Below are 13,862 nucleotides of genomic sequence, written 5' to 3'. Positions count from 1 at the left end.
CGCATTCATGCGAATTGCAGCACGATACGGCCGTCGACCGTGCCCTGGCGCAACTCGTCGAAGACGTCGTTGATCTCGTCGAGTCTGCGGGTGTGCACGGTCGGATGAATCTTCCCGCGCGTATAGAAGTCGAGTGCCTCGCGCATGTCCTGCCGAGTGCCGACGATCGACCCCCGAATGGTCAGCCCCTTGAGGACGGTGTCGAAGATCGGAGCGGGAAAATCCCCGGGTGGCAGACCAATGAAAGTGATCGTCCCACCCCGCCGGGCCATTGCGATGGCCTGCCCGAACGCGGCAGGATGCACGGCCGTGACCAGCACGCCGTCGGTTCCGCCGGTCGCCGCTTGAATTCGAGCGGCCGGATCCTCCTTGGTCGCATTCACGAGGACTTCCGCGCCGAGGTTCCGGGCGAGTTCGAGCTTCGAATCCGACACGTCGACGGCGGCCACCCTGAACCCCATCGCCACCGCGTACTGGACCGCGACGTGACCGAGGCCTCCGATTCCCGAGATCGTCACCCACTGACCCGGCTCGAGGTCGGTGACCTTCAGTGCCTTGTACACCGTCACACCGGCGCAGAGTATCGGCGCCACCTCCACCGGGTCGGAACCGTCCGGAATGCGCGCCGCGAAGCGCGAGTCCACCAGCATGTATTCGGCGAAGGATCCGTTGATCGAGTATCCGCCATTGATCTGCTTCTCACACAAGGTTTCCCAACCCGTGCGGCAGTACCGGCAGTCCAGACAGGCCGACCACAGCCAGGCATTCCCGACCCGCTCGCCGATCTCGAGGTCGGCCACACCCTCGCCCAGTTCAACGACCGTCCCATAGCCCTCGTGGCCGGGGACGAACGGTGGGGCGGGCTTGACCGGCCAGTCTCCGTCCGCGGCGTGGAGGTCGGTGTGGCAAACACCGGTCGTCTCGACCTTCACCAGCGCTTGATGGCGGCCCGGCGTCGGAATCGGCACCTCTTCTATGGTCAGCGGCCGTCCGAATTCTTTGACGACCGCGGCCTTCATCGTGCTGGTCATGGGGCCTCCTTGCGTCTGTGGTGCACACTACGAGCGGGGGTGCCACTACGGTGGGTCGGCTGCGCCGGATGCCACGCGGAATACGCGGTTCAGGCGCCGGATCTCAGGATTTGGACGCCTCGTCGATCTCCTTGCCGACCCGCTCCGTGTCCGCCTCGAGCTGCTTCTTTGTCACCTTGGATGCGCGTTCGAGCGCCTTCTCGACCCGCGCCTCGAGGTCCGTCGCCGCAACGACGATCAGTCCGCTGTCCCCGTCGTCGAGTAGCTCACCCACGTCCTTGAGGTCGGAGCGGCTCATCCCGGCGGCGACGTGCCCGCCGAGTGCCCCGAGACCGGCGCCGCCGGCACCGCCCAGCAACAACCCGGCACCGAGCCCGACGGCCGGGAACAGGGCAACCAGTGCACCTCCAACCAGGCCGATGCCGAGCCCACCCCACGCTCCCTGCCGGGTCGGCTGCTCATGTTTCTTGACGATCTTGACCTTGCCGGTTTCGGTCCGGGTGATGACGGCCGCATCGTAGGTATCGATCAGGTCCGCCTCGACGTAGAGATCGTGCACGGCGTCGTAGTCGGCGATCGCGGCGTCTTGCGAGTCATAGACCGCCGCGAGTAGGGCGAATGTATCGAGGGCCATGATTTCCTCCGATGGGTTGGTTGACGGTGGACCCGCTTCCAGCCTCGGCACCCGCGGTCCCGCTCGCATCGCCCAAAACGGGTGATCACCGGCGTGTCGTCGGCGCGCAGCGAGCGCTCACGATGTCTCCGCCGCGCAAACGTCACCGCTGTTGCCCGTCGTCGGCGATATCCTGGGGAGGCGTCCTCGAGAGGTAAGTGGTGCTGAACCGGCGACATGGCTCGGATGAATCGACCTAGCAGTGGCCGATGACGATCCGTTCGAGACCCAACGCGATGTGGACCCGACGGCCACCGCGCAGTTGAGTGCGGACGGATTCGACGACGCCCGGGAGATCGGGCGCGGTGGCTTCGGCGTCGTCTACCGGTGCACGCAGGCCACGCTCGACCGGACCGTCGCCGTCAAGGTTCTGACCACGGATCTCGCGAAGGAGAATCGGGAACGATTCTTCCGGGAACAGCGGGCGATGGGTCGTCTGACCGGCCACCCGAACATTGTGACCGTGCTCGAAGTCGGCATCACGGGAAGCGGTGATCCGTTTCTCGTGATGCCCTACCACCCGCAGGGCTCCCTGGACACTCGTATCCGACGGCACGGTCCGCTGTCGGTGGACGAGGTGCTGCACCTCGGGGTCAAGCTCGCTGGTGCACTCGAGACCGCACACCGGCAGGGCATCGTCCACCGTGACGTGAAACCCGCAAACGTCCTCCTCACCGAGTACGGCGAGCCGGCTCTCACGGACTTCGGGATCGCCCACATGTCCGGGGGCTTCGAAACCGCGACGGGCATCGTCACGGGTTCGCCCGCGTTCACCGCGCCCGAGGTCCTCGGCGGCGCGTCCGCGAGCCCGGCGTCGGATATCTACGGGCTGGGTGCGACCCTGTTCTGTGCGATCACCGGGCACGCAGCGTTCGAGCGGCGCAGCGGCGAACAGTTGGTGGCCCAGTTCGTCCGCATCACCACCGAACCGACACCGGACCTTCGGGAGCAGGGGATCGCGGACGACGTCACCGCCGTGATCGAGCAGGCAATGGCCCGCCGACCCGAGGACCGGCCACCCTCTGCCGCCGCATTCGGTGAGAAGCTGCGCGACGTCCAGCTTGGCCGTGGTGTGCCCGTCGACGTCATGGCTCTGCACGCATCGCCGACCACCGCCGCCCCGGACCCGGCGGACACTCCACGGCGAACACCGCTCGGTCCCTCCGCTCATCGGACGGGAAATCTCCCGCTGGAATTGACCAGCTTCGTCGGGCGCAGGCACGAACTCACCGAGGCGAAAAATCTACTGGCAGCATCGCGGCTGCTGACGCTGACCGGAATAGGCGGAGTCGGGAAGACCCGTCTGGCGATACGCGTCGCTACGGCAATGCAGCGCGAATTCGCCGACGGGGCATGGCTCGTCGAACTCGGGGAGGTCCGCGACCCGTCTCTGGTGATCGACGTCGTCGCCACCACCCTCGGATTGCGTGACCAGACGGCTCGGTCTCTTCGTGAAGTCCTGCTGGACTTCCTCTCTTCGCGAGAACTTCTGCTGATACTGGACAATTGCGAACAAGTGGTCGATGCCGTGGCGGACCTCGCGACGACACTGTTGCAACAGAGCCCCCGCCTGCGTGTTCTCGCGACCAGCCGGGAACCCCTGACAATCGGCGGTGAAGCGACCTTGCGCGTCCCACCGCTGGCGGTCCCCGACCCGGATCGCGAGCCGTCACTCCAGGGTCTTCCCCGCTACGACGCCGTGTCGCTGTTCACCGAACGCGCCACCGCCGCGGTACCGGCCTTTGCCCTGACCGAGACGAACAAGACCGCGGTGACCCGAATCTGCCGCCGACTGGACGGGTTGCCGCTACCGATCGAACTGGCGGCGGCGCGGTTGCGGGCGATGTCGCCCGAGCAGATCCTGCAACGCCTGAGCGACCGCTATGCGTTGCTGACACGCGGAAGCCGCGGGGCACCGTCGCGCCAGCAGACGTTGAGGTTGTGCCTCGATTGGAGCTACGAACTCTGCACCGTGCGAGAGCAACGCGCATGGGAACAACTGTCGGTATTCGCGGGTAGCTTCGAACTGGATGCGGCAGAACAGGTATGCGGTGCAGACAGCGACGCACAGGACCTCCTGGACGCGGTGGCATCGCTCGTCGACAAGTCGATCCTGAACCGGGAGGACCAGGGCGTCACGGTGCGATACCGGCTGCTCGAGACTCTCCGCGACTACGGCCGGGAAAAGGCTCAGCAGACCGGCGACTATTCGGACCTGCGTCGTCGGCACCGGGATTGGTATCGCCAGCTGGCCCGGACCGCTGAAGCCGAGTTCATAGGCCCTCGGCAGATCGAATGGCTCTCCCGGTTCAGTCGCGAGCAGCCGAACTTGCGGGATGCCATGGAATTCTGCCTGACCGAGGGCGACGTCGAGGAAGGTTTGCAGATCGCGACCGCCGCGTCCCTGCTGTGGAGTACGCGCGGTCTGCTCAGCGAGACACGGCGCTGGCTCGACCGATTCCTCTCGTCACCGAATCTGCCGCCGACGATCGTGACGGTCAAAGCGCTCTACGCCAACTGCCTGATGGCCGAACAGCAACGGGACCATCAGCGAGGTGCTGCCCTCGTCGAGCAGGCGCATGCCCTTGCCGACCATGTGCCCGATCCCGTCGCGCGCGCCATCGTCGATCACGCGGACGGCGTCTTCGGGATCTTCAACGGTGATCTCGTGCGCGCGTGTACCGGTTTCGAGCGGGCCCTCACTGTGCTTCGAGAAGCGGAGCGCGAGTTGGTCATACACGTCGAGACGCTCACGTTGCTCGGTCTGACTTACGAGCTGCTCGACGACGATCCTGGCCGGGCGGTCGACTGCTACGAGGAAGCCCTCTCGATCACCGATCGCCACGGCGAATCCGTGTACCGGGCCTACGTCCTGTGGGTCATGGCGGTTGCGCAGTGGCGACAGGGCGAACGGCGTCGTGCAACCGAATTGCTCGAGGAGGGGCTGCGGCTCAGCCGTCTCGTCGACGATCCGGTCAATTGCGCAAACAGCCTCGAAGCTCTCGCGTGGATCGCCGGCGGCAGTGATCCCGAGCGCGCCGGCATTTTGATGGGAGCCGCCGAAGCCATTGGTCACGCAGTGGGAAGTTCCTCGGTTTTCGTCCCCGACCTGCTCGTTCATCACGACGAGTGCGAACGGGTCGTCCGCGGGGCGCTCACCGAGAACGCCTACGAGCAGGCGCAGCAACAAGGCCGGAAGATGGATCTCGACTCGGCCGTCTCGTACGCACTCGGCGAACGGCTCCAGAAAGATTCCGGACCCTCCGGATCGGTGAAACTGACGAAACGTGAACGACAGGTCGCCGAGCTGATCGCCGAGGGGCTGACCAACAAGGCCATCGCCGCCCGGCTCGTGATCTCACAACGCACCGCGCAGGGACACGTCGAACACATACTCACCAAACTCGGATTCAACTCGCGAGCCCAGGTCGCGGCCTGGGTCGTGGAGGAGCGGCAATCGACCTGACCTCTGCCTCCACCGTGTCGACGACGAAGGCGATCACTGCGTTCGGCCCACTGCTGCACGATCGCGTCCGGTGGCCGGTCAGCGGCGGTTCACCAGCCGAATGGGTTACGGTCCGTGCCGGGCATCCACGGTCGAATGGCCACACCGAGCAGAGTACTGAAGTCCCAGGCCGAGACGGGATCACCAGCTGCTTGCCTACGGCGGCCGACTCGGTGCGGGCGTGTGGACGCAGTACGGTGCCGCCCTGTCCGATCCCATCGGGCGTGTGCACCGGGCAGGCGCGGAAACCTCCGACACCTGGAACGGCTACATGGACGGGGCGATTCGGTCCGGCTACCGAGCCGCGGCCGAAGTGCTGGCACAACTGAACTCGTGAGGCCGGCCGGGATTGCCGGTCAGGCCAGTGATGCCGCGATCGCCTCGGCGGCCGCGAAGCTTGCGTTGTCGAGTTCGTCGTCCACCGGTGTCGGGCACGACGACAGTTTCACCACCACGACGTCTCGGTCGAGGTCGACGTAGATGGATTGGCCGTAGATCCCCAGGCACAGCAGCACTTGCCGATCGGCGTGCGGCACCCAGAACTGGTTGCGGTACATGCCACCCGGCAGTGGCGTCGCGATCGGTGACTCGGCATACGCTGCACGGGAATCGGGCGCGCCGCGCAGGGCGTCCTCAATCCAGGATTGCGGCACCACCTGGTCGGTGGCGTTTCGTCCGCCGCATCGGAGCATCTCGCCGAATCTCGCCACGTCGCGGAGTGTGGCGGCGAGCCCGCCGTCGGCGAATACCGCTCCCGCGCGGTCCACTCCGGCATCCATGTCGTCCGAGGCGATCCGGGACCAGATCAGGCGCGACAGCAGCGACGGCATGCGCTCACCGGCGGCGCGTTCGCAGACCCATCCGAGTACGTCCGTTTCACACGATCGGTATTCGAACGGGCCACCGTGTGGGCGAGCCGCTTTCAGCATCGGAAGGAATCCATACATCGACTGCGGGACCCAATCGTCGACGCGCGGAACCCAGCCGACGGCCTGGTCGAGAAGGCGTACCTCGGCGCCGGGTTCGAGGTACTCCTCCGAGAATCGGATACCCGACCGCATGTCGAGAATGTGCCGCACGGTGGCTCCGGCGTAGCCCGAGTCGGCGAATTCCGGAACATACGCGGTGAGTGGGGCGTCGGGATCCAATGTGCCGGTCGCGATCAGGTTCGCGGCCACCGTGCCGACGATCGACTTGCTCACCGAGAACAGCATGTGGGTCCGGTCGGCGTCGAGATCGCCGGGATACAGCTCCGCGAGCACGGCGCCGCGGTGCAGGACCATGAAGCCGTCGGTGTAGGTGCGCTCGAGGATCGAACGCACGGTCTCGTTGCCGACGGGAAGATCGAGGTCGAGTGCGCCGTCCTCGGGTAGCCGCAACGGTGCGGGGCCTGCCGCGACTCGTGCCGTCGGCACCATCTGGCGCATTCGGCCGAAGGTGTACCGGTTGTGCGGGGGACTCTGCCAATCCGCGAGTGTGACAAGTGGTTCGGTTCCGATCATCATTTCCGGCCCTCGCTGATCTGTGCGGCGGCCACGACATCCTGCTCGTGGGTGAGGTTCATTTCGGGTGTCGGCCGGCGGAATCCGCGAGTGAGCCATACCAGGTAGACGATTCCGACGGCGAGCCAGGAGATGCCCGAGATCAGTGCGTGCTCGCTGAGCTGGGTGATCATGCCCAGCGTCACGGCTGCGCCGATCGCCGGCATCACGACGAAGCGAATTCTGCTCAGCGGCCGGGTCGAGCGATGGCGGACGTAGTAGGCGATGACGCAGAGGTTGACAGCGGTGAACGCCGAGAATGCGCCGAAGTTGATGAATCCTGTTGCGGTTTCGAGGGGCATGTTCATGCCGACGAAGCACATCGCGCCGGTCACCAGCACGCAGAAGATCGGAGTGCGCGTGCGGGCGTTGAGCTTCCCGAACAGGCGACGCGGGAGCACACCGTCCCGGCCCATGATGTACAGCAGTCGGCTCGAACTGAGCTGGACGGCCAGGCACGACGCGGACCCGGCGACGATGCCCGCGAGGTTCGTCCAATCGGCGTAGAACTGGCCACCGACGTCGACCGACATCGTGTACGCCACCGCCTGCGCGTCCTCGAAGACACCGCCGGGGTGGACCAGCTGCATCACGTACGCGACGGTGACGAAGATCAGGCCGCCGATCGCGACGATCCAGATTATGGCTCGCGGGATGTTGCGGGCGGCGTCCTTGGTCTCCTCGGCGAGAGTGGTGACGGCGTCGAACCCGAGGAACGAGTACGCCGCGATGGCCGCGGCGACCGAGATGCCGGACATCATGCTGTTCGAATTCCAGAACGGTTCCGTGTAGGACGCGACGGGGTTGCCCGCGACGAACTTGACGCAATAGGCGAAGAACAGCAACACGAGGAACACCGACACGGCGAGCAACACCCGATTGATGCGGTCGGCGAGCGCGATGCCGATCACGTTCACGGCTGTCGTCAGACCCGCGTTGATCAACATCCACACCCAGATCGGGATGGCGGGGAACTGGGCGTTGAGCAGGATCGACTGTGCCAGCCACGCGACCATCGGCAGGAACAGGTAGTCCAGCAGGATGGCCCATCCCACCAGGAATCCGACCGACGACCCCAGGTTGCGGCGCGCGTAGAAGTACGCCGAACCCGACACCGGACAGATCCGGGCGAGGCGGGCGTAGCTCAGTGCGGTGAGCAGCATCGCCACCGTCGCGACGAGGAACGCGGTGGGCGCCGTGCCCGCGCTCGCCACGGCGATGACGCCGAAAATGATCATGACCAGGCTCGGCGCCATATACGACAGGCCGAATGCCACGACGGACGGAAGCGTCAGTCGCGGGGTCAATCGAGGTTCGTCCGTCGCTGTCGCGGCCTGCGAATCCGTCATGTGAATTCCTCCGTGGAGTGCTGTGATCGACCACACTAAACAGGCATCGCATCGTTGTTGTCAACAGCGTTGACAGTTTTGTTGGCAACGCGGTCGGAAACAGGGATTGCTACGGTGGACGCGGGAATCGAGGGGAGAACGATGGCAAAGGACTCGGCACCTGCGACGACGCCGCGGCCCTCCCGGCGGGAACGCAGGGGTGTGCAACAGGAGGCGGCCGTCGCGGCGGCCTTCGAACTCGCCCGACGCGAAGGTGTCGGTGGGCTGACGATGCGACGGCTCGGCGAAGCGCTGAACGTGGACGCGAGCACGTTGTACAGGCTTTTCCGTGACAAGGACGAGTTGCTGCTCGCCGTCTACGATCACGCGACCGCGATCGAGCTCGACGAGATCGGCGAGGTGAACGAGGACGAGCACTGGCAGGACACGCTGCGGCGGATCGCCGACCGGATCTGGGCGACGGCGGCCCACTCACCGGCGATCGCCGCGCTGACGTTCGCGCGCACGACCGGCGGGCCTGCGGAGCGCCGGATGGTGGAGCTGATTCTCGACACGTTCTCGCGGTCCGGTCTGTCCCGGAGCGCCACCGTCCGGTATTACCGGGCGTTCGTCGACGCTGCGCTCGGGCTCGCGGGCCAGGTCGCCACACTCGCCACCCTGGACCCCGAGATCCAGGCGAAGGACGCGTCGTCGTGGACCCGCATCTACGCCCAGTTGCCCGACGGCGAGTACCCCACCGCCCGTGCCCACATCACCGAACTGACCAGCATCGATCGCCGCGCCGTCTTCGACGTGGTGATCGAGGCGATCCTGGCGGCGGCCGAACGCGAGAGCCGCGAAACCGGTCTGTGAGGCGCTGAGCGACGAGCTATGCCCGCGCGATCTCGCGCAGGTGCAGGCACACCTCGTCGATCGCCTGTTTCGCCTGCGCGAACACACCGATCTCGGTGACGAAACCGTGGAAGACGCCGGCATAGCGGGTCAGCGAGACGGGGACGCCGTCGCGCCGCAGCCGTCCGGCGTATGCCTCGGCGTCGTCCCGGATCGGGTCGACCTCCGCGGTCAGAATCAGGGCAGGCGGCAGGCCGCGCAGCGATGCGGCGCGCATGGGTGCCGCGAGGTGGTCGTCCGCCCGAAGTCCGGGGCCGACGTAGTGGTCCCAGCACCAGCGCGCGTCCACGGTGCTCAGCAGCGGCGCATCGGCGAATTCCGACCACGACGGCGTAGTGAATGTCCCGTCGACGGCGGGGTAGGCAAGGACCTGAGTCGCGGGTAGGGGGCTGCGCTCGTCGCGTCGGTGCAGGCAGAGGGCGGCGGCGAGATTGCCGCCGGCGGAGTCGCCCCCGACCGCGATCATTCCCGGATCGATACCGAACTCCGATGCTGTCCCGGTCAGCCACGCGTAGGCGTCGAGGCAGTCTTCCAGCGCTGCCGGGTAGGGGTTCTCGGGAGCCAGCCGGTAGTCCAGGGACACGACCGTCCATCCGGATCCGGCGGCGATCGCGCGACACAGCTCGTCGGCTCCCTCCAGGGTTCCCAGGACGAAACCTCCGCCGTGCAGATAGACGAGGGCGGGCGTGTCGCCGTCCGGAGCGGCACTGTTCGCGCGGTACAGGCGAGCCCGGATCGCACCTGCGCGGGTCGGCACGGTCAGTTGTTCGACACGGTCGAGCGGCGTGATCGGCTCGGCAGGTGGAGTCGTGTTCAGGAGCGCCCGGGCCTGCTGCGGTCCCAGCTCCCGGATCGGTTTCTGCAGGGCGTGGGCGATCATCCGGGCCGCGGCCTGCGCATCGCCGTCGAGCAGATTCCACCAGGTGGGCGCGTCGTCGTTCATCTCGGAAACCTCGCAAGTCATTGACAACAAGTGATCTGTGCCTCACCATCATAGTCACGTGACCAAGACGTTTGACTGTGAAGGTCGCATTCCAACTGGGATCCGCTGCTGACGGTGTACCGCGCACATGATCTCGTCGAATCGAAAGGACTGAAGGATGACCGAAACGACGATCGGCCACGCGACATGCGAGGCCGACGCGGTCGACGGGGTCGACATCCGGATCGAGGACGATGCGAGTCCGATCGTCCGGCTGATCGGCCGCACGATCACCGATTCCGTCCGCGCGAACCATGCGGATTCCATCGTGGAGGGGGTGGAAGGCATCGTCGCGGTCCGCTCCCACGACACCCCGCAGGCTGCGACGATCAGCATCTCCAACGGTGTCGTCGCGGTGTCGAGCGGCGTGTTCACCTCACCCGACGTCACCCTGACCGTCGACCTGAACGCGCGGCTCGCCCCGGTCGGCGAGCCCGCGGGCGAGCGCGACCTCGCGGCAACGTCGCTGGCACTGCTGTCGCCGCCGCTGCCGGACTGGCAGGTTGCCGCGGAGGCGTTCTGGGCCGCGGCCCGGTCGGTACCGGGGATCCCCGACGTGCTCGTCGCGGTCGCGGACGGCCCCGACGGATTGGCCCAGCTGGTCGTCGGCGAGGGTGAGACGCACTATGTGATCGCCGGCCCCCCGGAGCTGCTGGCCGGGATCTTCTCGGGCGCCGACGATCTGATCGCCGCCCTGTCCACCGGTCTGATCGGCGTGCGCGGCACGCTCTCTCAGCTGTCGGTGCTCGTCGCCGCATCCTGGAAGGTTCGATACGATGTCTGAAATCACCGCCACCGCAACGGATCGCGATGCCGCCGTCCACACGGTCCGGCTCGAGGCCACCAATCACGATGGCTCGTTCCTCGGAAAGAACGTGGCGCCCAAGAAGTTCGCCGCGAGCGCGGGGTCGGGTTTCGCGTTCGCCGATCTCCTGTTCGGCCTCGATCTGGGCAACGACCCCACGTTTGGATTCGCCTACCCCGACTGGCGTGGGCACCTGGCCGACGTCCAGTTCCGGCCCGACATGTCGACGCTCGTGCAGTGGGAGCCCGGCCTGCAGTCCGTGATCGGTGACTACTGGCAGACCGACGGCACCCCGGTCGGGACCTGTCCGCGTAACCTGGCCCGAAAGCTGGTCGACCGACTCGCAACGCATGGTTTCACGGCCACCGTGGCGGTCGAGATCGAGGCGACCCTGTTCCAGGAGTCCATTCACGAGGCCCGCGCCAAGGGATATCGCGACCTGACGCCGCTCGGCGGTTCCGCCGGAACCGCGTACCACCTCGCGAAATCGAAGGACTGGGTCGACTACATGTCGGCGGTCGCCCGTCGCCTCGAAGAGATCGGCATCGAGTGGGAGGCGTGGAGCGACGAGGACGCGGCAGGCCAGGTCGAACTCAACCTGGTTCCCGGTGACCCGATCTCGGTGTGCGATGCCTGGGCTCGCGCCCGGCAGGTGATGCGCGAGGTGGCCTTCGAACTCGGTCACACCGTGACCTTCATGGCCAAGCCGACGGCCGGATACGGTCAGGCCTCGCACGTCAACCTGTCCCTGCAGCGCGACGGGGTCAACGCGTTCTACGCCGAGGACGGACCCTCGCCGACGATGCGGCACGCGATCGGCGGACTCCTCGCGACGATGCAGGGCGCGACGTCGATCGTGCTCCCACAGATCACCTCGTACCGCCGCCTGGTCGACCTGAGCGGCCCGCCGACGACGGTCACGTGGGGCATCAGCAACAAGACCACCGCGGTGCGTGCGGTGTGCGGGCATCCGGCGTACTCCCGCCTCGAGTACCGGGTTCCCGGTGCCGACGCGAATCTGTACCTCGCGGTCGCGGCCATTCTCGCCGGGGTGATCGCCGGCCTCGACGGCGCGATCGAGCCGCCCGAGCCGGTCAACGACATGGCGTGGTGTGCGCCCGATCTCGAGCGGTTGCCGAACTCCATCACCAAGGCGGCCGCCGCTCTCGAGGCGGATCCGATCCTGCGCGAACAACTCGGGGACGAGTTCGTCGACTACTGGGTGGGTACCCGCCGATGGGAGTGGATGCAGTTCCACACCGCGGGGGGCGATCCGTTCGCCGAGCTCTCGGAATGGGAGTCGGCGCGATACTTCGAGTTCCCGTGAGCACGGAGAACGCGACGCCGGGCACCATCCGGCCGCTGATCGGCATCACCGGCCGGCGGTTCCGGCTGGGGCTGGTCGATGGACTCGACAAGCGTTACGGCCACCTGTTCGCCGACGCCTTCATGTCCGACTTCTCGGACCGGATCGCCAGGGCCGGTGGCATTCCGGTGAACCTGCCTTACGATGCCGACCCGGAGGCACTCTGCCACTGGCTGGCGGGCGTGGTCGTCACCGGAGGCCAGGACGTTCATCCCGCGCGCTGGGGTGGCGACCCGTCGGTGGTCCGGGACGTGGATCCGCGGGACGATCCGATGGTCCACGACCCTGATCGGGACGAGTTCGAGATCGCTCTCGTGCGTGCCGCACTCGCCAGGCCCATTCCGGTACTCGGGGTGTGCCGCGGCCTGCAGATCCTGAACGTCGCTCTCGGTGGCACGCTGATCGCCGACCTCCCGCCCGGCTCCGTCGAGCACCTGTCGGTTTCGCCCCCGCTCACCGACGGTGCCGACGACCACAAGGTGACGTTCGAGCCCGGTTCGATCGCGGAACGGCTGTTCGGTGCCGGCGCGGTGACCAACTCGTGGCACCACCAGGCGGTCGACCGTTGCGGTACCGGCCTCGTGGTCACGGGTCGCGCGGCCGACGGCGTCGTCGAAGCGGTCGAGCTGCCGGGGGCCGCGGTGCTCGGTGTCCAGTGGCATCCCGAGTGGATGGAACGYGACGATCCGGCGCTGAGCTGGATCGTCGCCGARGGCAACCRGCGGATCTGACCACAAGAGACTGTCGGCCGCCACCGAAAGGGGCGGCCGACAGCTGTCTTTCGGATCAGTGCGGTATCACTCSACGCTCACCCAGGACACGAGCGAGCGCAGGGTTGGCTGGGAGGAGACCGTCGACGCTCGGCCCACCGGCACGGAGGAAGCGCCGAGGTTCGTGGCCATCCACGCGTCGAGCACGCCGAGGGTGAGCTCGATCTGCGGCTCTGCCGATGTGCGGTCGGTAACCAGCCAGTTGAGCGCGAATCCGTCGGACAATACGGACACGATGTACGTCAGTTCGTCGATGGTTCTCGGGTCGACCGACTGGCCCGCAGCGGTAGCGGCGGCGTCGAGGATCGGCCGCATGGTCGCGAATGCCTCGTTGTACACCATCTCGGCCAGCTTGGCCTCCTGGCGCTGGGCCCAGCTGATCAGCTCGACGATTGCCGCGCCGAGATCGGGATTCGCCACGTACCACTCCATTACGCCGCGCAACAGAGCGCGGGCGACGGTCGCTACGTCGCCTTGGACATCGTTGCGCGTCAACACCTCTCGATACTGCGCGTTGACGTACTCGAACACCGCCGCGAACAGCACCTCCTTGGAGGAGAAGCAGTAGTGCAGCGTGGCCAGCGGTGCGTTCGCCTCTTCCGCGATGCGGCGAGTGGTGGCGCCGTCCACCCCGTGGGCGGCGATTACGCGTACGGCTGCCGCCACCAGTTCGGCGCGACGTTCGGCGGCGGGGATGCGAGCCATACGTTCTCCTGTCTGGACAGAGCTGAGCAGATGATCAAGTCGGTTCCCACGTTAGCAGTCGGATCGGAAAGTGAGCTGGCACATCGCCGAGAGGGGCCGCCTCGAGCTGCAGGTAGTGCCATCAAATTTATGAGTCAAACATCTTGATCGTATGACTGACTTGACCTACGGTATGAGCCGGATCACACAGTCGTCGGCGTCCCTTCACTGCGACCAGCCCACTTTCGAAGGAACAGACCCCTCA

Annotated in this window: 11 protein-coding genes and 1 pseudogene; 6 read left to right on the top strand and 6 right to left on the bottom strand. The window is 66.6% G+C overall.

Features of this window, described 5'->3' with window-relative positions; translation table 11 throughout:
- Positions 1-5: 5 nt before the first annotated feature.
- Both adhP and AC1DWT_RS08245 read right to left on the bottom strand, forming a co-directional pair.
- Positions 6-1,031: an alcohol dehydrogenase AdhP gene (gene adhP / locus AC1DWT_RS08250; protein ID WP_174705514.1), complete on the bottom strand. Its 1,026-nt coding sequence runs from the start codon at positions 1,029-1,031 to the stop codon at positions 6-8.
- A gap of 103 nt (positions 1,032-1,134) precedes the next feature.
- A complete protein-coding gene (locus tag AC1DWT_RS08245; RefSeq protein WP_072943712.1) occupies positions 1,135-1,665 on the bottom strand; it encodes a DUF1269 domain-containing protein in 531 nt (176 codons plus the stop codon).
- 241 nt (positions 1,666-1,906) lie between these two features.
- On the opposite strand from AC1DWT_RS08245, the gene AC1DWT_RS08240 reads away from it, so the two are divergent.
- Entirely contained in the window at positions 1,907-5,170 is a 3,264-nt protein-coding gene (locus AC1DWT_RS08240; RefSeq protein WP_477920235.1) for a protein kinase domain-containing protein, read from the top strand.
- A gap of 196 nt (positions 5,171-5,366) precedes the next feature.
- A pseudogene (locus AC1DWT_RS08235) lies at positions 5,367-5,546 on the top strand (FAD-dependent oxidoreductase); the annotation flags it as partial.
- A 19-nt stretch (positions 5,547-5,565) separates the two neighbouring features.
- Here AC1DWT_RS08235 and AC1DWT_RS08230 read toward each other — a convergent pair.
- Positions 5,566-6,711 carry a serine hydrolase domain-containing protein gene (locus AC1DWT_RS08230; RefSeq protein WP_206016134.1) on the bottom strand — a complete coding sequence of 382 codons (1,146 nt, stop codon included), beginning with the start codon at positions 6,709-6,711 and terminating at the stop codon, positions 5,566-5,568.
- Entirely contained in the window at positions 6,711-8,099 is a 1,389-nt protein-coding gene (locus AC1DWT_RS08225) for an APC family permease (protein ID WP_206014214.1), read from the bottom strand. The genes AC1DWT_RS08230 and AC1DWT_RS08225 overlap by 1 nt, the downstream gene beginning before the upstream one ends.
- Positions 8,100-8,240: 141 nt before the next feature.
- Here AC1DWT_RS08225 and AC1DWT_RS08220 point away from each other — a divergent pair, with 141 nt between their 5' ends.
- Positions 8,241-8,951, top strand: coding sequence for a TetR/AcrR family transcriptional regulator (locus tag AC1DWT_RS08220; protein ID WP_095865550.1), 711 nt, complete (start codon positions 8,241-8,243; stop codon positions 8,949-8,951).
- Positions 8,952-8,967: 16 nt separating this feature from the next.
- On the opposite strand, the gene AC1DWT_RS08215 is transcribed toward AC1DWT_RS08220, so the two are convergent.
- Positions 8,968-9,933, bottom strand: coding sequence for an alpha/beta hydrolase (locus AC1DWT_RS08215; RefSeq protein WP_477920232.1), 966 nt, complete (start codon positions 9,931-9,933; stop codon positions 8,968-8,970).
- Between the two features lie 157 nt (positions 9,934-10,090).
- On the opposite strand from AC1DWT_RS08215, the gene AC1DWT_RS08210 reads away from it, so the two are divergent.
- From AC1DWT_RS08210 to AC1DWT_RS08200, 3 genes are read left to right on the top strand one after another with little or no spacing between them, the layout of a single operon-like run.
- A complete protein-coding gene (locus AC1DWT_RS08210) occupies positions 10,091-10,756 on the top strand; it encodes a hypothetical protein (protein ID WP_206014217.1) in 666 nt (221 codons plus the stop codon).
- Positions 10,749-12,104 (top strand): glutamine synthetase family protein, encoded by a 1,356-nt coding sequence (locus AC1DWT_RS08205; protein WP_095865553.1) that lies wholly within the window; start codon positions 10,749-10,751, stop codon positions 12,102-12,104. Before AC1DWT_RS08210 ends, AC1DWT_RS08205 begins: the two co-directional genes overlap by 8 nt.
- Entirely contained in the window at positions 12,101-12,874 is a 774-nt protein-coding gene (locus AC1DWT_RS08200; RefSeq protein ID WP_477920230.1) for a gamma-glutamyl-gamma-aminobutyrate hydrolase family protein, read from the top strand. The genes AC1DWT_RS08205 and AC1DWT_RS08200 overlap by 4 nt, the downstream gene beginning before the upstream one ends.
- Positions 12,875-12,940: 66 nt before the next feature.
- On the opposite strand, the gene AC1DWT_RS08195 is transcribed toward AC1DWT_RS08200, so the two are convergent.
- The gene (locus AC1DWT_RS08195) at positions 12,941-13,618 is read right to left on the bottom strand and encodes a TetR/AcrR family transcriptional regulator (protein ID WP_206014219.1); all 678 of its coding nucleotides are present in this window, start codon (positions 13,616-13,618) and stop codon (positions 12,941-12,943) included.
- Positions 13,619-13,862: the final 244 nt, after the last annotated feature.

The sequence above is a fragment of the Rhodococcus sp. P4_B6 genome (assembly GCF_056402215.1).
Note: the sequence above shows the minus strand (reverse complement) of the source record. Positions and strands in the feature narration are given on the sequence as shown.